The sequence below is a fragment of the Paractinoplanes deccanensis genome (assembly GCF_016862115.1).
Lineage (GTDB): Bacteria > Actinomycetota > Actinomycetes > Mycobacteriales > Micromonosporaceae > Actinoplanes > Actinoplanes deccanensis.
Genome location: NZ_BOMI01000183.1, coordinates 1 through 19454, shown reverse-complemented (window position 1 = coordinate 19454; position 19454 = coordinate 1). Strand labels below are relative to the sequence as shown.

The 19454-nt window shown below is 71.0% G+C and carries 21 protein-coding genes and 2 pseudogenes; 16 read left to right on the top strand and 7 right to left on the bottom strand.

The genetic code is table 11. The features are described 5' to 3' along the window. The first annotated feature begins 473 nt into the window (after window positions 1-473). The 5 genes and pseudogenes from Ade02nite_RS43060 to rsrA all read left to right on the top strand — a co-directional run bounded on the left by Ade02nite_RS43060 (window position 474) and on the right by rsrA (window position 2918). Window positions 474-875, top strand: a complete 402-nt coding sequence (locus tag Ade02nite_RS43060; RefSeq protein WP_203776797.1) for a WhiB family transcriptional regulator — start codon at window positions 474-476, stop codon at window positions 873-875. Between the two features lie 51 nt (window positions 876-926). Further along, window positions 927-1205, top strand: a pseudogene (locus tag Ade02nite_RS43055) (alpha/beta family hydrolase); the annotation flags it as partial. Window positions 1206-1436: 231 nt separating this feature from the next. Then, window positions 1437-1766, top strand: a pseudogene (locus Ade02nite_RS51015) (alpha/beta hydrolase family protein); the annotation flags it as partial. A gap of 68 nt (window positions 1767-1834) precedes the next feature. Continuing rightward, complete coding sequence (locus Ade02nite_RS43045) at window positions 1835-2629, top strand: sigma-70 family RNA polymerase sigma factor (RefSeq protein WP_203776795.1); 795 nt, start codon at window positions 1835-1837, stop codon at window positions 2627-2629. A gap of 4 nt (window positions 2630-2633) precedes the next feature. Beyond that, on the top strand, window positions 2634-2918 hold the full coding sequence (rsrA, locus tag Ade02nite_RS43040; protein ID WP_203776793.1) for a mycothiol system anti-sigma-R factor: 285 nt from the start codon (window positions 2634-2636) through the stop codon (window positions 2916-2918). A 54-nt stretch (window positions 2919-2972) separates the two neighbouring features. Here rsrA and Ade02nite_RS51010 read toward each other — a convergent pair whose 3' ends face one another. After that, window positions 2973-3047, bottom strand: coding sequence for a 50S ribosomal protein bL37 (locus tag Ade02nite_RS51010; protein ID WP_369752275.1), 75 nt, complete (start codon window positions 3045-3047; stop codon window positions 2973-2975). 102 nt (window positions 3048-3149) lie between these two features. On the opposite strand from Ade02nite_RS51010, the gene Ade02nite_RS43035 reads away from it, so the two are divergent. Then, window positions 3150-3368, top strand: coding sequence for a biotin/lipoyl-binding carrier protein (locus tag Ade02nite_RS43035; protein WP_203776786.1), 219 nt, complete (start codon window positions 3150-3152; stop codon window positions 3366-3368). Here Ade02nite_RS43035 and Ade02nite_RS43030 read toward each other — a convergent pair. Continuing rightward, window positions 3355-4878, bottom strand: coding sequence for a tetratricopeptide repeat protein (locus Ade02nite_RS43030; RefSeq protein ID WP_379037554.1), 1524 nt, complete (start codon window positions 4876-4878; stop codon window positions 3355-3357). The two genes, Ade02nite_RS43035 and Ade02nite_RS43030, sit on opposite strands and share 14 nt — an antisense overlap. 162 nt (window positions 4879-5040) lie before the next feature. On the opposite strand from Ade02nite_RS43030, the gene Ade02nite_RS43025 reads away from it, so the two are divergent. The 5 genes from Ade02nite_RS43025 to Ade02nite_RS43000 all read left to right on the top strand — a co-directional run bounded on the left by Ade02nite_RS43025 (window position 5041) and on the right by Ade02nite_RS43000 (window position 11271). Then, window positions 5041-6078: an SIS domain-containing protein gene (locus Ade02nite_RS43025; RefSeq protein WP_203776805.1), complete on the top strand. Its 1038-nt coding sequence runs from the start codon at window positions 5041-5043 to the stop codon at window positions 6076-6078. 34 nt (window positions 6079-6112) lie between these two features. Next, window positions 6113-7660: a sensor histidine kinase gene (locus Ade02nite_RS43020; protein ID WP_203776784.1), complete on the top strand. Its 1548-nt coding sequence runs from the start codon at window positions 6113-6115 to the stop codon at window positions 7658-7660. Window positions 7661-7956: 296 nt separating this feature from the next. Further along, window positions 7957-9651, top strand: coding sequence for a nitrite/sulfite reductase (locus Ade02nite_RS43015; protein ID WP_203776782.1), 1695 nt, complete (start codon window positions 7957-7959; stop codon window positions 9649-9651). Between the two features lie 151 nt (window positions 9652-9802). Further along, window positions 9803-10567, top strand: a complete 765-nt coding sequence (locus Ade02nite_RS43005; protein WP_203776778.1) for a phosphoadenylyl-sulfate reductase — start codon at window positions 9803-9805, stop codon at window positions 10565-10567. Then, window positions 10549-11271 carry a sirohydrochlorin chelatase gene (locus tag Ade02nite_RS43000; protein ID WP_203776776.1) on the top strand — a complete coding sequence of 241 codons (723 nt, stop codon included), beginning with the start codon at window positions 10549-10551 and terminating at the stop codon, window positions 11269-11271. The genes Ade02nite_RS43005 and Ade02nite_RS43000 overlap by 19 nt, the downstream gene beginning before the upstream one ends. 223 nt (window positions 11272-11494) lie before the next feature. Here Ade02nite_RS43000 and Ade02nite_RS42995 read toward each other — a convergent pair whose 3' ends face one another. Together Ade02nite_RS42995 and Ade02nite_RS42990 are read right to left on the bottom strand one after the other, a co-directional pair. Continuing rightward, entirely contained in the window at window positions 11495-11749 is a 255-nt protein-coding gene (locus Ade02nite_RS42995; protein ID WP_203776774.1) for a WhiB family transcriptional regulator, read from the bottom strand. Window positions 11750-12152: 403 nt separating this feature from the next. Beyond that, a complete protein-coding gene (locus Ade02nite_RS42990) occupies window positions 12153-13100 on the bottom strand; it encodes a diacylglycerol/lipid kinase family protein (RefSeq protein ID WP_203776772.1) in 948 nt (315 codons plus the stop codon). Between the two features lie 52 nt (window positions 13101-13152). Between Ade02nite_RS42990 and Ade02nite_RS42985 the strand changes: the two genes are divergently transcribed. Beyond that, the gene (locus Ade02nite_RS42985; protein ID WP_239169461.1) at window positions 13153-13548 is read left to right on the top strand and encodes a hypothetical protein; all 396 of its coding nucleotides are present in this window, start codon (window positions 13153-13155) and stop codon (window positions 13546-13548) included. A 38-nt stretch (window positions 13549-13586) separates the two neighbouring features. Then, the gene (locus Ade02nite_RS42980; RefSeq protein WP_203776770.1) at window positions 13587-14279 is read left to right on the top strand and encodes a FadR/GntR family transcriptional regulator; all 693 of its coding nucleotides are present in this window, start codon (window positions 13587-13589) and stop codon (window positions 14277-14279) included. Here the strand turns inward: Ade02nite_RS42980 and Ade02nite_RS42975 are convergent. Together Ade02nite_RS42975 and sodN are read right to left on the bottom strand one after the other, a co-directional pair. Beyond that, entirely contained in the window at window positions 14276-14635 is a 360-nt protein-coding gene (locus Ade02nite_RS42975) for a trypco2 family protein (protein ID WP_203776801.1), read from the bottom strand. The genes Ade02nite_RS42980 and Ade02nite_RS42975 overlap by 4 nt on opposite strands. Window positions 14636-14779: 144 nt before the next feature. Continuing rightward, window positions 14780-15184: a superoxide dismutase, Ni gene (gene sodN, locus Ade02nite_RS42970; protein WP_203776768.1), complete on the bottom strand. Its 405-nt coding sequence runs from the start codon at window positions 15182-15184 to the stop codon at window positions 14780-14782. An 80-nt stretch (window positions 15185-15264) separates the two neighbouring features. On the opposite strand from sodN, the gene Ade02nite_RS42965 reads away from it, so the two are divergent. The 3 genes from Ade02nite_RS42965 to Ade02nite_RS42955 all read left to right on the top strand — a co-directional run bounded on the left by Ade02nite_RS42965 (window position 15265) and on the right by Ade02nite_RS42955 (window position 18107). Further along, window positions 15265-15570, top strand: coding sequence for a S24/S26 family peptidase (locus Ade02nite_RS42965; RefSeq protein WP_239169460.1), 306 nt, complete (start codon window positions 15265-15267; stop codon window positions 15568-15570). Window positions 15571-15690: 120 nt separating this feature from the next. Then, complete coding sequence (locus tag Ade02nite_RS42960) at window positions 15691-16950, top strand: NAD(P)-dependent malic enzyme (RefSeq protein ID WP_275409991.1); 1260 nt, start codon at window positions 15691-15693, stop codon at window positions 16948-16950. A gap of 206 nt (window positions 16951-17156) precedes the next feature. After that, entirely contained in the window at window positions 17157-18107 is a 951-nt protein-coding gene (locus tag Ade02nite_RS42955; RefSeq protein ID WP_203776756.1) for a zinc-binding dehydrogenase, read from the top strand. A 178-nt stretch (window positions 18108-18285) separates the two neighbouring features. On the opposite strand, the gene Ade02nite_RS42950 is transcribed toward Ade02nite_RS42955, so the two are convergent. Continuing rightward, the gene (locus Ade02nite_RS42950; RefSeq protein WP_203776754.1) at window positions 18286-19206 is read right to left on the bottom strand and encodes an alpha/beta hydrolase family protein; all 921 of its coding nucleotides are present in this window, start codon (window positions 19204-19206) and stop codon (window positions 18286-18288) included. Window positions 19207-19454 lie beyond the last annotated feature (248 nt).

Genomic DNA, 19454 nt, shown 5'->3' with positions numbered 1-19454 from the left:
CACAGAGCCCGCCCAGCACAGAGCCCGCCCAGCACAGAGCCCGCCCAGCACAGAGCCCGCCCTATCCCAGGGGGAGCCCCCGCAGGTCATTCTCCTGGAAAGTCGCCCAGCGGCGTTCGGCCGCTGTGGACAAGCCGGAGTGTGGATAGCCCCCGCCGACCGCGAGGATGTGCTAGCGCCAGACGATGATCAACGTCGCGGGAGGCGCCGTCACGGGCGTGTGGGAGCGGTCCCATGAGCGAGTCCCCCGGAGGGTGCTGGGCGGGTAACGATTCGCTGGGAGTGGGGAAGATCGACTGGAGTTTTCGCGGCGAAATGTCTGCATTTTTAATAGGCAACTTTGTTTCAAGATAGATAAGACCCTTGTTCTGATCTCTTAGCCTGCGATACAAAACTGCGCCGGAGTGGTGTCGGTTCGCACGGTGCGGACGGGTCGCCACACGCAAGACCGGTCCCACGGGGGAGGTGGGCTGATGACACGGGCACGCATGCCGCGGCCACACGAGGTGGCCATCGCGCGACGCGACCCGCGACTGCTCGAGGCGATCCGAGAGCGACGCACCGATGAGGCCTGGCGGACACGGGGCGCTTGCCGTTCCGTTGATCCGGAGACTTTCTTTCCAGCGCCCAATGAACCGTCCGAGAGCGCTGTCTCGCTCTGCGGCACCTGCACGGTCCAGGGTCCTTGCCTGGCCTGGGCGCTCCAGGTCGGCGACTGCCACGGCGTCTGGGGCGGCACGACGCCGCGTGAGCGCCGCGCGATGCTGGTGGCCTGGCGCGAGCGGGTCGGGCCGAACGGCGAGTCCGTCGAGGACGAACCCGACGAGGAAGACAGACGGCTGCTCACCTTGTCACCGGTTCCGGCGAGCCGCTGACCACAACAGCCTTGGCCCGCGGCGGCGGGGAAGGCTGATTACATAGGGGCTGTGATCAGCTCCGAGATCGAGACACCGCGCGGGCCGGCCGGCCTGAGGATCACCGAACCGGCCGGTCCGCCCGTCAGCCTGCTCGTGCTGGGCCACGGAGCCGGTGGTGGCGTGGACGCGCCCGACCTGACGGCCGTTCATGACGCCGCCGTCGCCGCCGGTGTGCGGGTGGCGCTCGTGACGCAGCCCTACCGGGTCGCCGGGCGGCGGGCGCCCGCCCCGGCCGGCCAGCTCGACGAGGCCTGGACGGCCGTGGTGCAGGCGATCAGCGCCAACCACACCGGCGCCAACCACACCGGTGCGAACAAGGCCGACGCTAACCGGGCCGGCGCCAACCACGCCGGTGCGAACAAGGCCGGCGCCAACCAGACCGGTTCTAACCAGGCCGGCGCCAACCACGCCGGTGTGAACAAGGCCGGCGCCAACCAGACCGGCACCAACCAGGCCGGCGCCAAGCAGGCCGGCATGGACAGGATCGCCGCGAACGAGGCGGGCGCTCACGAAGGCGTACCGCGGCTGCCTCTGATCGTGGGTGGGCGCTCCAGCGGAGCGCGAGTCGCGTGCCGGACCGCGACCACGCTCGGGGCCGCGGGGGTCCTCTGCCTCGCCTTTCCGCTGCATCCGCCGGGCAAGCCCGAGAAGAGCCGCGCCGGCGAGCTGCCCGTCGGCGTGCCCACCCTGGTGCTCAACGGTGATCGAGATCCCTTCGGCGTGCCCCTGGCGACCGCGGACGTCGAGGTGGTCGTCCGGGCCGGCGCCACCCACGACCTGCGTAAAGACGTAAATACGACGGCTGAGTTGGCGGTCGGGTGGCTGCGGAGGCACGGCTGGGCCCATTAGGACGGAATGCAAGTTGCGCTCGCGTGGTTGTACGGGCCGGAGCTTGTACGTCGGAAGGGGTAAATGAGGTGCGAGCCGGGACGGACTTCCTCGAGCGCGAGGGCCCGGAGGTCACTCGGGTGCGGGATCTGCTGAATTCCCCCGATTGGCCGGCCGCGGAGCCCGCGCCCCCATCGGTGAGTGTGAGCACACCGGCGGTTTTCGAGGCCGCTGGTGGGGCACTACCCGTATCCTCGGCGGGGCGGTCGAGGGGAGAGCTCAGGGTGGCCCAGACAGAACGGACCGAGGAGCGCCGGGCGCGCTTCGAGCGGGACGCGTTGCCTTTCGTGGATCAGCTGTACGCGGCTGCCCTGCGGATGACGCGTAATCCCGCGGATGCCGAGGACCTCGTGCAGGAGACCTTCCTGAAGGCGTTCTCCGCGTTCCACCAGTTCGAGGAGGGCACCAACCTCAAGGCCTGGCTGTACCGCATCCTCACGAACACGTACATCAACTCGTACCGGCGCAAGCAGCGCCAGCCGGTGCAGGCGCCGACCGAGGAGATCACCGACTGGCAGCTCGCCTCGTCGGAGTCGCACACGTCGGCCGGTCTGCGCTCGGCCGAGACCGAGGCGCTGGACCGCCTGCCGGACAGCGACATCAAGGAGGCCCTCCAGGCTCTGCCCGAGGATTTCCGCCTGGCCGTCTACCTCGCCGATGTCGAGGGTTTCTCGTACAAGGAGATCGCCGACATCATGGGCACGCCGATCGGCACCGTCATGTCCCGTCTGCACCGTGGCCGGCGCAACCTGCGCAAGACCCTGGAGACGTACGCCGCCGACCGGGGCATCACCCGGTCCGCTTCGGAACCGCAGGAGGCGTGAACCGATGAGCGGCCACGACGACACGCACGACACCGATTGCGACATCGTCCTCTCCGAGGTCTACCTCTACCTCGACCTGGAGTGCAGCGAGGACCGGCGGACGCTGATCCAGAAGCACCTGGACGACTGCGACGGCTGCCTGCGCGAGTACGGCATCGAGCACGAGGTGAAGGCGCTGGTGTCCCGCTGCTGCGGCGACGAGAAGGCGCCCCGCGAGCTGCGTGACCGGCTGCGGGTCAAGCTCGACCAGCTCGAGGTGCAGGTGGAGACGCGCGAGTTCCTGCCCTGACCGGCACAGACACGAAAAAGCCCGGCGGTTCGCCGGGCTTTTTCGTGCGTGACGTCAGCTGTTGGGGCGCTTGCCGTGGTTCGCGCTGCTCTTCTTGCGAGCCTTCTTCTTGCGGGCCTTCTTCGCCATGATCAGCTCCTGTTAGTGCGGTGTTTCCCGCGCTGATCGTAGTCGGCGTTGATACGTGGTTGGATGACGGCACCTAGCCCACAACGCGAAGGAGGATTACCGATGGCCGACGAGATCCGGGCCGAGATGGTGGCGAACGTGTGGAAGGTCGTGGCCTCCGCCGGTGACACCGTGGCCGAGGGCGACACCCTGGTGATCCTCGAGTCGATGAAGATGGAGATCCCCGTGCTCGCGGAGTCGGAGGGCACGGTCGCCGAGCTCGCGGTGCACGAGGGCGACGTGGTCCAAGAGGGCGACCTGATCGCCGTTATCGCTGCTTGAACGACCAGCGCAGCAGCAGGCGGTTGCGGCCGCGCGGGCGCGGGACCACCGGCACCCGGGTCATCGCGGCCGCCAGCTGACGCGTCGACCGGTCGAGCCCGGGCGTGGCCAGGGCCAGCTCGGCCACCGACCGTGCGGCCGGCCGGGACGCCACCTCGGTGAGCCGGGCGGTCACCACCGCTGCCACGTCGTCGCGCGCCGACGGGTCGATCCAGGCCGCGACGATCATCGCGAAGAGGGCGGCCTCGGTCACCCGGTCGAGGCCGCCGTCGAGCAGGGCGAGCAGCCGCCGCCGGCGTGCCGAGTCGAGCCAGGGCTCCTCGGCGCCGTGGTGCAGCAGGCCCAGGCAGGCCCAGATCTCGGCGGCCGCGACGTCGGCCGGCGGGTGCGCCAGCAGCGCGGTCAGCTCCTGGGGCGACAGCATGATCAGCGGTACGGCCGCGTCGTACGCCGCCGGCGGGTGCGCCCAGGACAGCGCGGCCACCTGGCGCAGGCGGCGCGTCGCCTCGGCCGAGGGCTCGCCGGCCGAGAGCGCGTGGCCGCGGGGCAGGGGAGCCGCCGCCGGGGCGCCGCCGAGCCACGAGGCGTCGCGGCAGCAGTCGGCGAGGTCGGTGTGCTCGTGCGACTCGTCGGGGTGGTCGCGGATGTAGTCGGCGAGCCGGACCAGGTGCATCAGGTCGCCGTCGGCGCGGAATCGCAGCCGGTGGGCGGTGTGCACCGCGCAGTCGTAGTCGGGGTCGCGTTCGAGCGCGCGCTCGACCCAGCTGAGCGCGTCCTCGAGGCGGCCGTTGTCGGCCAGGGTGCCGGCGATGTCGGCGTAGACCGAGAGGTCGTCGGGGTCGTGGGCGACCGCCCGGCGCAGCGCGGCGAGCGCCTCGGGCAGGCGGCCGGCGCTACGGTACGCGTACCCCAGCCAGATCTCGCCGAGCTTGGACGGGCGCACCCGGGCGCCGCGGGCGGCCCAGTCGACGGCCAGCTCGTGCTCGCCGACCCGGCGGGCGAGCGCGGACCCGGCGCCGAGCAGCATCGCGTGTTCGGGGTGGGCGGCGATCGCGTGCCGCACCACGGTCAGGTAGGGGCGCAGCGTGGGCGGGGCCGGTTCACCCACCCGGGTGCACAGGCGCATGAGAATCTGGGCGAGCAGGCCGGGCTCGATGCGCACGCCCAGGGCGGGCTCGGCGACCCAGGGCACGCCGGCCCAGTCGGCCGCGGGCGCGTGCCCGCTCGCGGCGGTGAGCAGCGGCAGGCCGTCCTCGGGGCGGCCGGCGGCGGCGAGCAGGTGGGCGCGGGCGGCGAGGCGCCCGGCGGACGTGTGCGGGCCGACCTGGAAGAGGTCGAGGCCACCGCCGGGGCGGGCGGCCAGACGGCTGAGCAGCTCGTGCGCCTCGGGCAGGGCGGGTGCGTGTGCCAGCGCCCCGGCCAGGTGATCGGCTGCTTTCTCTGGCTCGTCCCGCGCCAGAGCAGATCTTGCCTGCTCAAGCGCGCGGTCGGCGGCGCGGCGTACATCCACGGTGCAGAACAGTACGTGGTGGGAGCGAGGATGTCAGCATCCGTTTGCTGCGCATTAGTGCTCGAAACATTGACGATCTAAGCTGTTTCTTGCAAGACTGCGCAGCGATTGCGCGATAGGTGCTCATCAGGGGAGGAACACGTGACACAGCGAGGCCAGGGCATGGCGGCGGACATCGCGGAACAACCCGGTGGTTTCGCCCGGCTGCTCGCGGGTGAGCACGCCGCCGAGATCGCCGCGGTCGCCGCCGAGGTGGCCCGCCGCAAGCCGCGCAACGTGGTCTTCGTCGGCCGCGGCACCTCCGACCACGCCGCGCTCTACGGCGCGTACCTCACCGAGATCCGCCTCGGCCTGCCCGTGGCGAGCGCCTCGCCGAGCGCGATCACGCTCTACGGCGCCCGGCCCGACTTCTCCGGCACCCTCGTGATCGGCGTCAGCCAGAGCGGCGGCTCCCCGGACCTCACCGGCGTGCTCCGGACCGCCCGCGAGACCGGCGGCCTCACCCTCGCGGTGACCAACAACCCGTCCTCGCCGCTCGCCCAGGCCGCCGAGCTGTCGATCGACGTCGCCGCCGGGCACGAGCGGGCCGTCGCGGCCACCAAGACCTACACGGCCGAGCTGCTCGCGCTGCTGCTGCTCGTCGAGGGCATCCGGGCGGGCGACGGCCGGCTCCCCGACGACGAGCGCGCCGCGCTGGACAAGCTGCCCCAGCTCGCCGAGGACGCGCTCGGCGACCCGGCCGCCGACGAGCTCGCCCAGCGCTACCGGTTCGCCTCCCGCATGGTCACGACCGCTCGGGGGTACGCCTACCCGACCGCCCGCGAGGCCGCGCTCAAGCTGATGGAGACCTCGTACCTGCCGGCCCTGTCGTTCTCGGGCGCCGACCTGCTGCACGGGCCGCTGGCGATGACCGACCCCGACGTGCCGGTGCTGGCCGTGGTCGGCGACGGCCCGGGCGGGCGCTCGATGCGCGACGTGGTCGCCCGGCTGGCCGAGCGCCGGGCCGACGTGGTGACGGTCGGTGCGACCGACGTGACCGGCGCCTCCGGGCGGCTGGCCGTGCCCGCGGTGGCCGACGAGCGCTACAGCGCCCTGCTCGACATCCTCCCCCTGCAGAAGCTGGCCCTCGCCCTGGCGCTGGCCCGTGGCGAGGACCCCGACGCGCCTCGCGGCTTGAAGAAGGTCACCACGACTCTTTAGGCAAGCGGAAACACGGACGTGGAAAGCTTGCTGCGTGTCCACGTTGCGTGATCTGGCCGAGGAACACACCTCCCTGGGCCCTGCCGACATCGACCACCTGCACCGGCTCGCGGGTGACTGGCAGCTGCTGTCCGACCTCTCCTTCGCCGACCTGCTCCTCTGGGTGCCGGTGAAGCGGGAGGACGGGCAGCCGCGGGAGTACCTGTGCGTCGCGCAGGTGCGGCCCAACAGCGCGCCCACCGCGTACCAGGACGATCAGGTCGGCAAGATCGTGGGCGGCCCGGAGGTGGCGCACCTGGACATCGCCTTCACCCAGGAGCGCATCTGGCGTGAGGGCGACCCGGTGTGGTACGGCGACACCCCCGCCCGGCACGAGGCGATCCCCGTACGGCTGCGCGACGAGACCGCGCGCGAGGAGGGCTGGAGCCAGGTGATCGCGGTGATCGGCCGGGACACCAACCTCTCCACCGCGCGCACCCCCAGCCAGCTGGAGCTCAACTACCTCACCACCGCCGACGACCTGGCCCAGATGGTCGCCGACGGCACCTTCCCGCCGCCGCGGCACCCGGGCGAGACCACGTCCGCGCCCCGGGTCGGCGACGGCCTGGCGCGTCTCGACGCCGGGGGCAAGGTGACGTACGCGAGCCCGAACGCGCAGTCGGCGTTCCGGCGCCTCGGCTTCAACGCGCACCTGGTCGGCGAGGAGCTCTCGATGCTGATCAGCCGGCTCGCCGCCGATCCGCTGGAGGGCAACGACGCGGCCGAGCGCATCCTCGCCGCGCTCCGGGGCGAGTTCCCGCCCCGGCAGGAGGTGGAGGCGCGCGGCGCGACCGTGCTGACCCGGGCGCTGCCGCTGCTGCCGGCCGGCGTGCCGATCGGGGCGCTCGTGCTGGTGCGCGACGTGACCGAGGTGCGCCGCCGGGACCGCGCGCTGATGACCAAGGACGCGACGATCCGCGAGATCCACCACCGGGTCAAGAACAACCTCCAGACGGTCGCCGCGCTGCTGCGCCTCCAGGCCCGCCGGGTGGACGCCCCCGAGGCCCGGATGGCGCTCCAGGAGTCGGTGCGCCGGGTCGCCTCCATCGCGCTGGTGCACGAGACGCTGTCGATGTCGAGCGACGAGGCGGTCGAGTTCGACGGCATCGTCGACCGGGTGGCGACCGCGGCGACCGAGGTGGCAGCGACCAGCATCCAGGTCAAGATGCGGCGCGAGGGCACATTCGGCGTGTTGCCCGCCGAGATCGCCACGTCGCTGGTGATGGTGCTCAACGAGCTGCTGATCAACGCGGTCGAGCACGGCTTCCCGGCGAACGAGGACGAGGACGGCGAGCCGGAGCCGCCGTCGCCCAGCGAGGTGGGCGAGGTGGTGGTGTCGGCCCACCGGTTCCGCAAGCAGCTGCACGTCACGGTCGCCGACAACGGGCAGGGCCTGCCGGAGGGGTTCGACGCGGGCGGGCGGCTCGGCCTCCAGATCGTGCGGGCGCTGGCCACCGGCGAGCTGCGCGGCAGCATCGAGCTGCGCAATCGCGCTGGTGGCGGCACCGAGGCGGTGCTCGTGGTGCCGCTCGGCAAGAGGTGAGCCGAGAGGTGATCTATGCCGCGTGACACATTCTCGAAATCTGGACCACACTGGCCGAGATTGGTCGGGCGTGAGAGGCTAGCCGACATGACCGCTGCAGTTGACCGCCGCTTCGTGGCCCGCCGCCACGTTGACTACGGGCGTGTCCGCAGCGCGATGTGTCCGGCTTCCTGACGCCGCCCGATTGTGTTCCGGGCGCGCGAGACGCGGCCGGCCACTCCTGACACTGACGTCGCGAGTCCTCTCCACGGCCCCAGCGTCCTCCCGCGCCCACCCTAGCCCGGAGGACCGCCGACATGGCGCCCAGCAGCACACCCGCCGTCCCCGCCGCCCGCCCCCGCAAGGCGCGTGGCGAGGGCCAGTGGGCGCTCGGACACCGTGAGCCGCTGAACCCCAACGAGCGGATCAAGAAGGACGACAACCCGCTCAACGTTCGCGCCCGCATCGAGAACATCTACGCCCACGGCGGCTTCTCGTCGATCGACCCGCAGGACCTGCGCGGCCGTTTCCGCTGGTGGGGGCTTTACACCCAGCGCAAGGCCGGCATCGACGGCGGGCGCACGGCCGTGCTCGAGCCGCACGAGCTCGAGGACGAGTTCTTCATGCTCCGCGTCCGCGTCGACGGCGGCGCGCTGAGCCTCGCCCAGCTTCGCACCATCGCGGAGATCTCGCGGGAGTTCGGCCGCGACACCGCCGACATCACCGACCGGCAGAACATCCAGCTCCACTGGATCCGCGTCGAGGACGTGCCGGAGATCTGGCGCCGGCTCGAGGCGGTCGGCCTGCAGACCACCGAGGCGTGCGGTGACTGCCCGCGCGTCGTGCTCGGCTCGCCGGTCGCCGGGGTGGCGGCCGACGAGGTCGTCGACGCGACGCCCGCGATCGACGAGATCCTCAAGCGCTACATCGGCGACCCGCGCTACTCCAACCTGCCGCGCAAGTTCAAGTCGCAGATCTCCTGGCTGGCCGACGGGCCCTACGAGACCAACGACATCTCGCTGGTCGGCGTCGTCCACCCGCAGCACGGCCCCGGCTTCGACCTCTGGGTCGGCGGCGGCCTGTCCACCAACCCGCGCCTCGCCGAGCGCCTCGGCGTCTGGGTCCCGCTCGAGGAGATCCCGGACGTCTGGGAGGGCGTGGTCGGCATCTTCCGCGACTACGGATACCGGCGGCTGCGCAACCGCGCCCGGCTCAAGTTCCTGCTCGCCGACTGGGGCGTCGAGAAGTTCCGCGAGGTGCTCGAGAAGGAGTACTTGGGCAAGGCCCTCATCGACGGGCCGCCGCCGGAGCTGCCGGCCAAGCCGATCGACCACATCGGCGTGCACCGGCAGAAGGACGGGCTCAACTACATCGGCGCCGCTCCGGTGGTCGGCCGGACGTCCGGCACCCAGCTCGCGCGGCTTGCCGACGTCGTCGAGGAGCACGGCTCCGACCGGGTGCGCCTCACGGCGTACCAGAAGCTCCTGGTCCTCGATGTCGCCGATGACAAGGTCGAGTCCCTGATCGGCGGGCTGCGCGCGATCGGGCTGGAGGCCCGCCCGTCCTCGTGGCGCCGCGGCACGATGGCCTGCACCGGCATCGAGTACTGCAAGCTCGCCATCGTCGAGACCAAGGCGCGCGGCGAGGAGCTGGTGGCCCGGCTCGAGGAGCGGCTGAAGGACTTCGACGCCGACATCTCGATCCACATCAACGGCTGCCCGAACGCCTGCGCCCGCACCCAGGTCGCCGACATCGGCCTCAAGGGCCAGCTGGTGATGAACGCGCACGGCGAGCAGGTCGAGGGCTTCCAGGTGCACCTCGGCGGCGGCCTCGGCATGGCGCAGGGGCAGACGTCCGGCTTCGGCCGCAAGCTGCGCGGTCTCAAGGCCACGGCGGAGGAGCTTCCGGGGTACGTGGAGAAGCTCGCCCGCAACTACCTCGGCGACCGGGCGTCGTCCGACGAGACGTTCGCCCACTGGGTGCTCCGCGCCGACGAGGAGCTCCTGAAATGAGCGACGCCAGATCCACCCCTCTCTACTGCCCCTACTGCGGGGAAGAGGACCTCTACCCGAACGAGGCATCGCACGGCGCGTGGGAGTGCCACTCCTGCGCCCGCGTTTTCACGGTGAAGTTCAACGGCTTGCTATCTCGGGGAGTCAAGAAATGACCATCGTGGCCGCCACCTCTCTCAACCTGGTCAATCTCGGCGCACCGGCCGCCGCCCAGGACCCCACCCGCCGCTCCCGCGACGAGCTGGAGGCGCTCGCCCGCGACGCGGCGCGCGAGCTCGAAGGCGCCCCCGCCGAGGTGATCGCCAAGTGGGCGACCGACACCTTCGGCGACCGCTTCTGCGTGACCAGCTCCATGGCCGACGCGGTCGTGGCGCATGTCTTCTCGCGCGTCTCGCCCGGCGTCGACGTGGTCTTCCTCGACACCGGCCTGCACTTCCCCGAGACGCTGAAGGTGCGCGACATCGTCGCCGCCACGATGAACGTCAACGTCCGCTCGATCCGGCCCCGGCTGACGGTCGGCCAGCAGGACGGCGAGTACGGTCCCCGGCTGTTCGCCCGCAACCCCGACGAGTGCTGCTTCCTGCGCAAGGTGGAGCCGCTGGAGCGCGCCCTGGCCGACTACGACGCGTGGGCCACCGGCCTGCGCCGCGACGAGTCGCCGACCCGCGCCAACACGCCGGTGGTCGCGTTCGACGCCAAGAAGGGCAAGGTCAAGGTCAACCCGATCGCGGCGTGGACCCAGGCCGACGTCGACCGCTACATCAGCCGCTGGAACGTGCCGGTCAACGAGCTGTTCAAGAAGGGCTACGGCTCGATCGGCTGCTGGCCGTGCACCCGGCGCACCAAGGCCGGCGAGGACCCGCGTGCCGGCCGCTGGGCGATGTTCGAGAAGACCGAATGCGGTCTGCACGTCTGACCGTCCTGCTGGTCGCGCACGGCAGCCGCGACCCGCGGGCCGCCGCCTCCACCGAGGCGCTGGCCCGCGCGGTGCGGCGCTCGCGCCGTGACTGGGACGTCCGCGCGTCATATCTGGACCACGCGGGGCCGCGCCCCCTGGACGTCCTCTCGGCCCTGCCGGCGGGTTCCCGGGTCGTCGTGGTGCCGTTGCTGTTGACGGCGGCCTATCACGGGCGCGTGGACGTGCCCGCGGTCGTGGAGGCCGCGGCCACCCTGCCGATCCAGGTGACGCTCGCCGAGGTCCTCGGCCCCACCGATCGGGACGTCTCGGGGCTGCTGCTCGGCGGGCTGATCCAGCGCCTGCCGGTCGACGGGCTCGACGGCGTGGTGCTCGCCGCCGCCGGCACGCGCGACGCGGCGGCGCGCGAAACGATCACGTGGGCCGCGGAGGCCCTCAGCGCCCGCCTGAGCCTCCCGTGCGCCGTCGCCTATGCCTCGGGTGCCCTTCCGCGCCCCGGCGGTGCTGTGAGCGCCCTGCGGGGCCGGGTCGGAATGGCGGCCTACTTCCTCGCTCCCGGTTACCTCTACGACCTCGCGGTGCGCTCGGCCCTCGACGCCGGGGCCGTGGCGATCGCTCCGCCGCTCGGTGACGCGCCCGATCTCGTACGCCTCGTGATCTCCCGCGTGGCCATGACGCAGAGTCACTATCCCGTTGCCGCATAAGGCCGCGACGGTGCGTATGGAGAATGTGGACCATTCGTGGCGGCGGTCGGCAATTTCGAGATCATTTCGTGGATTCTCGATGGAACCCAACGTGATCGAATTGGCGCGCTCGGCGAACCCTCAAGGATCCTCTCAGGATTCGGCGCGCTCAGTAATCGACCGGAAACAGCAAGACGCCCCGGTGCCGATCGGCCCGGGGCGCAAATGCTGTGGGGGATTTGGTTCAGGCGGTGGGAGCGCCGACCCGCAGGCCGCCGCGACGCTTCACGGCGCGCCGCTCGTCTTCGCTCATCCCGCCCCAGACGCCGGCGTCCTGACCCGACTCGAGCGCCCACGAGAGGCAGTCCTCGGTCACCGGGCACCGCCGGCACACGGCCTTGGCCTGCTCGACCTGCAGGAGCGCGGGGCCGGACGTCCCGATCGGGAAGAACAGCTCCGGGTCCTCGTCGCGGCAGATCGCATCGTGACGCCAGTCCATGGCGGCAACACTCCTTGTTTCGGATGGGGTAATGAATCGCGTTACTGGTTTACCTATGCATGCGCGTGGGCGGCCGGTGGGCTGGAACCCTCCGCTCGCCGTGCGTCAGCAAGCCTTTTGTGTTAGCGGAAGCCGTTCGGCGCATCCGAATTAGGAACGCACGCAAGCAGCAACCGGTTACTTCATATCGCTTGTGAATGCTTTCACGAACTCTGGCGATGTCAAGGGTAGCGCCAGAAGTTTCTCCCGGCGGGTGAGCTGGCTCACGGCCCCTTTGTCCGGTTCTGGGGCTACTGCCAGGACCGAGTGACGAACGCTCCCATCAATGTAGTACGGTCCCGGCCCTTCTGCCGCTCTTTTGACCGACTTTCTGTAACAGATCGTGAGGTTGGCTACCCAGTCATCAGCAGATCACACGCAGTGCCTCGGGAACGGACACGAAGTGCACCTTCTGGCGCTCGCCGAGATAGTCGCCGTCGAGTTGGAAGGGCTGCGGACGCGACGCCACCACGGTGAATTCGTCCTGGTCGTGCAGTTGCAGCACCTGCTTGCCACTGGGATCGCCCTTGCGCGTGGCGAGTTGAGCCATCGTGCGTGTCGTGCTGGTCACCGCGAGACCACGCAGCGCGAGCACGTCGAGGCCGCGGTCGAACGAGGCGCTGGGGTTCGGGTTGATCGGGCGGTCGCCGAGATAGGTCCAGGGCGCCGTGTTCTGCACGATGACCGTGCCGAGGTCGCTCTCGGCCGGCTCGCCGGGCCGCTCGATGGTCAGCGGCGGGGTCTTGCGGTCGTCGCCGAAGAACTGGCCGACGATCGAGCGGAAGTAGAGGGCCGGCGTCGACGTACGCCCGCGCAGCCGGGCCTGCTCGACGCGGCGCACCACGGCGGCGTCGAAGCCGACGCCGGCGGCGAAGGTGAAGTAACGGTCGTCGGCCCGGCCCAGGCCGATCACCCTGTGCCGCCCGTCGCGCAGGCCGTCGAGGATCACGCTGGTGCCCTCGGCCCAGTCGCGGGGCAGGCCCAGCGCCCGGGCGAAGACGTTGGTGGAGCCGCCGGGCACCACCGCGAGCGCCGGCAGGGCCTGGGCGCGCGAGCCGGTCATGCCGCTCAGCGCCGCCTCGGCGGTCATCAGGCCGTTGACCGCCTCGTTGACCGTGCCGTCGCCACCGAGCGTGACCACCACGTCGACGCCGCTCTCGGCGGCCGTGCGGGCCAGGGCGGTGGCGTGGCCGCGGCGGGTCGTGTACTCCACCGACAGGTCCACGGCGCTGCGCAGGGCACGGACCAGGACGTCCCGGCTGCGCTCGCTGGTGGTCGTAGCCTTGGGGTTGACCAGCAGTAACGCTCGCATGCGCGGCACTGTACCCGGGAAGCGCCCGAAACACTGTCGGTATGGTGCTGCTGTGACCGGTGAGAAGTCAGTCGTTGACAACCCCTCGACCCTGGTGTGGGCGGTGCGGCTGCTCTACCTGGAGTGCGCCGCCCTGGCCGCGCTCACGGTGTGGCTGCTCGTCCTCGATCTGACGAGTGACGACGTGAACGTGGGCGTGGCGGCGTCGCTGACCGTCCTCGCCGCGATCGGCGTCGTCTTCGTCTTCTTCGTCGCCCGCTTCCTCGGGCAGCGGCGGCGCGGCAGCCGCGGCCCGGCGATCGTCATCCAGCTCTTCATGATCGCTACGGGCGGCTTCCTCATCCAGGTGAATCCGCTCTGGCTAGGTGTTGTGCTGATGGCCCTGGGCGTGCTTGTGGGTCTTCTGGTCGTGCTTCCGGCAAGTACGAGAGCACTGGGCATCGATTAACTCACCTGATTACGGGTATCAGGGCCTACCCTGTGGGAGTGACCGGATCAACGGTGCGGCCGCCCGCGTATCAGTTGCTGGCGGACGAGTTACGGGCGGACATCACCTCGGGACGACTGCAGCCCGGCGAGCGACTGCCGCCGGAGCCGGAGCTGTGCGTCAAGACCGGCGTCAGCCGCAGCACGGTCCGGGAGGCATTACGCCTGCTGGCGAGCCAGCATCTGATCGTGACCACCCGCGGCGTCACCGGCGGGAGCTTCGTCGCGCATCCCGATGCCGAGCAGCTCGCCGACGGGCTCGCCACCGGGTTCACGCTGCTGACCAACTCGGCCGACGTCGGCCTCGCCGACCTGCTCGAGCTGCGCAGGGCGCTGGAGGTGCCGGCCGCCGGGCTCGCCGCGGTGCGCCGCGACGACGAGCACCTGGCCGAGATACACGGCGCGCTCTTCGACCCGGCGATCGACGACTTCGACACGATGCTGGCGGCGCACGCCACGTTCCACATGGCGGTGGCCAAGGCGACCGGCAACCCGCTTTTCGAGCTGGTGGTGCGGCCGCTCTATCACGCGTCGTTCGGCGAGGAGGTCATCGACAACCTGCCGCCGGGCTATTGGCGGCAGATCGACGCGGACCACCGGCTGCTGCTCGACTGCCTGTCGATGCGCGACGCGGAGTCGGCGACGAAGGCCGCGGCGCGGCACTTGGATTACATCGCGGCGGTCACGCGCTAGACGTTCACCCGGCGCGTCACGAGGCGGATCGTGGCGCGCTGGCCCGTCGCCTCGGCGGTGGCCGACGTGGTGAGGGCGGTCAGCACCTTCCACGCGAAGGACGACTCGGCGGGCAGCTTGGCCCCGCGCACGGTCGTCACGGTGACCTCGACGGTCAGGGCGTCCTCGGTGACGGCGAAGCGGCAGTCGAGCTCGGCGCCGCGGGTCGCTATGGCGAGAAGCATCGCGCACGCCTCGTCGACGGCGATGCGCAGGTCCTCGATCTCGTCGAGGGCGAAGTGGAGCCGGGCGGCGAGGCCGGCCGTGGCGGTGCGCAACACGCCGAGGTATCCACCGTCGGCGGGCACGGTGAGCATGACGACGTCGTCGCCGATCGCCGGATCCGGGTGTGCGTCCGTCAGAGTCACCGTGTCATCCTCCCAACGCCACGGACTCTAGCCGCTGGCCGGAAGCGACGCGACGACGGCAGGCGCTGTGCGCGCCCACCGCCGTCGCGGAGCTCACGCCTGCTTGGTCTCCCAGAAGATCTTGGAGATCTCCTCGATCTTGGCGAGCAGCTGGTCGCCGACGGCCGGGTCGAGCGAGCCCTTGGCGCCCGCGGCGCCGGCCAGCTTGGTGGCCTCGTTGAACAGCTGGTGCAGCTGCGGGTACTTCTCGAAGTGCGGCGCCTTGAAGTAGTCGGTCCACAGCACCCAGAGGTGGTGCTTCACGAGCTCGGCCCGCTGCTCCTTGATCAGGATGGCGCGGGTGCGGAACTCCGGGTCGGTGTTCGCCTGGTACTTCTCCTGAATCGCCTTGACCGACTCGGCCTCGATACGGGCCTGGGCCGGGTCGTAGACGCCACAGGGCAGGTCGCAGTGGGCGCTGACCACGGTCTTAGGCATGAGGAAACGCGGAAGTCGCATCAGGACTCCTCCATACGGGTTGCGATGATCCGTGGTTGACACTACCCCTTACACCTACTCGGTAACGCGACGGAGGACGGATGCCTTCACCACTGTTCGCGGTTCTCGTCCGCGGACCCTCGATGGCGCCGACCCTGCGTTCCGGCGACGCGCTGCTCGTGCGGCGGGGTGCTCGCCACGCGCGGCCGGGCCGGATCGTCGTGGCCCGCTTCCGCTCCCGGCCCGACCTACTCGTCGTCAAGCGCGCGGTGCGGGAACAGGACGGCGGCTGGTGGATCGAGGGGGACAACTCCCTGGTGGAGGACGACTCCCGGGCGTACGGGGTGGCGGATGTCATCGGCCGGGTGTTAATTCGCTACTATCCGCGCCTCGGTCGGCTACGTTAGGGTTCGGTCGTAGCAGCGCACACTCGCGCTGCTACAGCTGTTACGGGTGATCCCCGCATCGCGTCCCGGTCCGGCGCACACTTTCGCCGTGCGATCGGTGAACGCCTCGACAACGTCCTGATGCCGGTTGGAGTCACCGTGTCCTACTTCAGTTTCGAGCTCGATCCCGCCCTCGCCGCCGACCCCGTCTTCGACCTCCACAAGCGCGGCAAGATGGAGATCAACGCGACCGTCCCGCTGGCGAGCCGCGATCACCTCTCCCTCGCGTACACCCCCGGCGTCGCCCGCGTCTGCGAGGCCATCGCCGACGACGAGGCGCTCGCCGACGACTACACGTGGACGGCCAACACGGTCGCCGTGGTCACCGACGGCTCCGCGGTGCTCGGGCTCGGCAACATCGGCCCCAAGGCCGCGATGCCGGTCATGGAGGGCAAGGCGATCCTCTTCAAGCAGTTCGGCGGCGTCGACTCGATCCCGATCTGCCTCGGCACGCAGGACGTCGAGGGCATCATCGCCGCGGTCAAGGCGATCGCGCCGTCGTTCGGCGGCATCAACCTCGAGGACATCAGCGCGCCGCGCTGCTTCGAGATCGAGCGCCGGCTCGACGCCGAGCTCGACATCCCGGTCTTCCACGACGACCAGCACGGCACGGCGGTGGTCACGCTGGCCGCGCTGCGCAACGCCGCCAAGCTGCTCGGGCGCCGCTTCGCCGACCTGCGCATCGTGATCAGCGGTGCCGGCGCGGCCGGGGTGGCGATCACCCAGACGCTGATCGCGGCGGGCGTCGAGGGCGCGAACGTCATCGTCTGCGACTCGCGGGGCATCATCCACACCGAGCGCGGCGACCTCACTTCGGTGAAGGCCGAGCTGGCCGCGACGACCAACCTCTCCGGCCGTACGGGCGGCATCGCCGAGGCGCTGATCGGAGCGGACGTGCTGATCGGGGTCTCCGGCGGCGCGATCGCCGAGAGCGCGATCGCCGGCATGGCGCCGGGCGGCATCATCTTCGCCCTGGCCAACCCGACGCCCGAGGTGGCGCCGGAGGTCGCCCACAAGTACGCGGCGATCGTCGCGACCGGCCGCAGCGACTTCCCCAACCAGATCAACAACGTGCTGGCGTTCCCGGGCATCTTCCGCGGCACGCTCGACGTGCGCGCCTCCACGATCACCGCCCGCATGAAGGTCGCGGCCGCCGAGGCGATCGCCGACGTGGTCTCCGACGACCTGCGCCCCGACGCGATCGTGCCGTCGCCGCTCGACCCGCGCGTCGCTCCGGCGGTCGCCGCCGCGGTGGCCGCCGCCGCCGAGGCCGACGGGGTGGCCCGGCGGAGCGCTCCGGAGCCGGCCTCCTCGCAGACCCGCCCGGCCGTCACGTCCTGACCGCCCGGCCGCCGGCGGCCTGCTCGTGGCCGCTTGATTGACGGCCGCCTGCTCGTGGCCGCTTGATTGACGACCGCCTGCTCGTGGCCGCTTGATCGACGGTCGCCTGCTCGTGGCCGCTTGATCGACGGTCGCCTACTCCTGGTCGCTTGATTGACGGCCCGCCGTGCTTCGAAAAGCGCGGCGGGCCGTTAATGTCTTCGGCTATGCGCGCCGCCTACGCCATCGCCGCCGATCCCGCCAACCCGCGCTCCGCGCTCCGCGTGGGCGACATGCCCGAGCCGACCCCGCCGGACGGCTGGGTGACCGTCGAGGTGCGGGCGGCCTCCCTCAACCAGCACGACCTGTGGTCGCTGCGCGGCGTGGGCCTGCCCGCCGACCGGCTGCCGATGATCCTCGGCTGCGACGCGGCCGGCGTCGACCCCGAGGGCAACGAGGTCGTCATCTACCCGGTGGTCGCCGACGGCGCCGACCCGCGCGGCCTGTCGCTGCTCTCCGAACGGCATCCGGGCACGCTCGCCGAACGGGTGGCCGTGCCGCCCGAGAGCCTGGTGGCCAAGCCCGCCGGGCTGTCGTTCGTGGACGCGGCGTGCCTGCCCACGGCCTGGCTCACGGCGTACCACATGCTGACCACGCGAGGCCGGGCCGACGAGGCCTCCGCGGTGCTCGTGCAGGGCGCCGGCGGCGGGGTGGCGACGGCGGCGGTCGCGCTCGCCGTGGCGATGCGCAAGAGGGTGTACGCGACCAGCCGCGACCCGCAGAAGCGCGAGCGCATCGCGGAGCTCGGCGCCACGGCGGTCGAACCGGGCGCCCGGCTCCCCGAGCGTGTCGACCTGGTGATCGAGTCGGTCGGCGCACCCACCTTCGACCACTCGATGAAGTGCAGCGCGCCCGGCGCCCGCATCGTCGTCTGCGGCGCCACGGGGGGCCATCTGGCCACCGTGGACCTGCGGCGCCTGTTCGCCATGCGGCTCGACATCCTGGGCAGCACGATGGGCACCAGGGACGAACTGTCGGCGCTGCTCGACCTGCTCGTCTCCACCGGCGTCCGGCCGATCGTCGACTCCACGTACGGCTTCAGCGCGGTGGGTGACGCCTTCGCCCGCCTGGAGTCGGGCGAGATCTTCGGCAAGATCGTGGTGGACCTGCTGCACTGAGGCTCTTCCTGACCTTGTTGCGGCGGGCCGTCGCCTCTTGGCCTTTGTCACGGGGCGTCGTTGGTTTGGGGCGGCCTCTGTCACGGGGAGTGGTGGGTATCGCTCGCCCTTTGTCGCAGCGGGTCGAGGGTTCGCTCGGACTTTGTCACGGTGGGTCGTCGGTTTCGGGCCGCGCCTGTCAGGGCAGCTCGTCGTCCAGGGTGGCCACGCCGCCCCGACGGGCGTCCGGACCGAGCCGTTCGCGGGCGGCCGTGTCGCCGTACAGGCTCCATCGCCAGAAATCGGTGGTGGTCGTGGACACGACGTCGAACGCCGCGCCCGTCGCGATGTGGCCGCCCTGCGTGACGCTGAGGAAGGCCTTGGGCCACGGCACCGCGTTGTAGGCCGCGCGTCCTTCGCCGTAGCCGACCACCTGATCACGCCGGCCGTGCACGAAGAGCAGCGGCGCCGCCGCCCCGCTGAACGGCGACCCGAGCACCTGCCGGCCGGCCAGCACGACCCCGGCGACCAGGCGCTCGTCCCGGCTGCTGCTGAACATGCCGATCGTGGTCACCCCGCCCGCCGAGTGCCCCGCGGCCGCGACGCGCTGCGGGTCGGCGGCGGTTTCCGTCAAGACCTGGGTGATGACGTACGAGGCGTCGGCCGGCTGATTGAGCACGTCGATCACGTTGAACTCGCGCGCACCCGCCGAAGTGTGCGGATAGGCCGGCGCGGCCACCACGAACCCGGCGCGCGCCCACGAGCTCAGCAGATCGCTGTAGCTGCTCGGGCTCGCGGAGAGGCCGTGGCTGAAGTGGATGAGCGGGAAAGGCCCATCGCTCTTCGGAAACCAGACGGTGGTCGGCAGGGGACGGTCGGCACCGCGCTTCAACGCCAGCCGGCGGGTCCCGACCGCGAACCGCGTCGTGGGCGCCCGCCCCGCCGGCCTCGTCGGCGGCGTCGCGGTCGCCTCTTGCCCCTGGGTCGCCAGCCCCGAGCTCGCGAGAGATGTCGGATTTGTCGCCACATTTGGCGTGCGCGACGCTTGATCGGCACGCTGCGACGTGCAGCCGGCGAGCGCCACGGCTCCGAGTCCGAGAACCACAGTACGGCGATGCATCCGTACCATTCTGGCGCGCTTCACTTCGTCATGGTGCCTACGTTCCGATGTGCCTTCCCGTTTCCGGCGCTCGCCCATCTCCAGAATCGCCCGACCTCCGGCGTCCGCTCTGGGTCCGGTGTTCATTTTGGCTGTGGTGTCTGTTTTGGGTCTGGCTCTCGTCTCGGCTGCGGTGTCCGCTTCGAGTCCGGCGCGGGTCTCAGCTTCGGCTCTGGGTCCGGCTCCGGCTCTGGGTTCGGCTCCAGGTC

Coding starts and splice junctions, on each gene's coding strand:
- Ade02nite_RS43060 (WP_203776797.1), top strand. CDS start 474: ATGACACGGGCACGCATGCCGCGGCCACACGAGGTGGCCATCGCGCGA.
- rsrA (WP_203776793.1), top strand. CDS start 2,634: ATGAGCGGCCACGACGACACGCACGACACCGATTGCGACATCGTCCTC.
- Ade02nite_RS43035 (WP_203776786.1), top strand. CDS start 3,150: ATGGCCGACGAGATCCGGGCCGAGATGGTGGCGAACGTGTGGAAGGTC.
- Ade02nite_RS43025 (WP_203776805.1), top strand. CDS start 5,041: ATGGCGGCGGACATCGCGGAACAACCCGGTGGTTTCGCCCGGCTGCTC.
- Ade02nite_RS43015 (WP_203776782.1), top strand. CDS start 7,957: ATGGCGCCCAGCAGCACACCCGCCGTCCCCGCCGCCCGCCCCCGCAAG.
- Ade02nite_RS43005 (WP_203776778.1), top strand. CDS start 9,803: ATGACCATCGTGGCCGCCACCTCTCTCAACCTGGTCAATCTCGGCGCA.
- Ade02nite_RS43000 (WP_203776776.1), top strand. CDS start 10,549: ATGCGGTCTGCACGTCTGACCGTCCTGCTGGTCGCGCACGGCAGCCGC.
- Ade02nite_RS42995 (WP_203776774.1), bottom strand. CDS start 11,749: ATGGACTGGCGTCACGATGCGATCTGCCGCGACGAGGACCCGGAGCTG.
- Ade02nite_RS42990 (WP_203776772.1), bottom strand. CDS start 13,100: ATGCGAGCGTTACTGCTGGTCAACCCCAAGGCTACGACCACCAGCGAG.
- Ade02nite_RS42975 (WP_203776801.1), bottom strand. CDS start 14,635: ATGCTCACCGTGCCCGCCGACGGTGGATACCTCGGCGTGTTGCGCACC.
- sodN (WP_203776768.1), bottom strand. CDS start 15,184: ATGCGACTTCCGCGTTTCCTCATGCCTAAGACCGTGGTCAGCGCCCAC.
- Ade02nite_RS42965 (WP_239169460.1), top strand. CDS start 15,265: ATGCCTTCACCACTGTTCGCGGTTCTCGTCCGCGGACCCTCGATGGCG.
- Ade02nite_RS42960 (WP_275409991.1), top strand. CDS start 15,691: ATGCCGGTTGGAGTCACCGTGTCCTACTTCAGTTTCGAGCTCGATCCC.
- Ade02nite_RS42955 (WP_203776756.1), top strand. CDS start 17,157: ATGCGCGCCGCCTACGCCATCGCCGCCGATCCCGCCAACCCGCGCTCC.
- Ade02nite_RS42950 (WP_203776754.1), bottom strand. CDS start 19,206: ATGCATCGCCGTACTGTGGTTCTCGGACTCGGAGCCGTGGCGCTCGCC.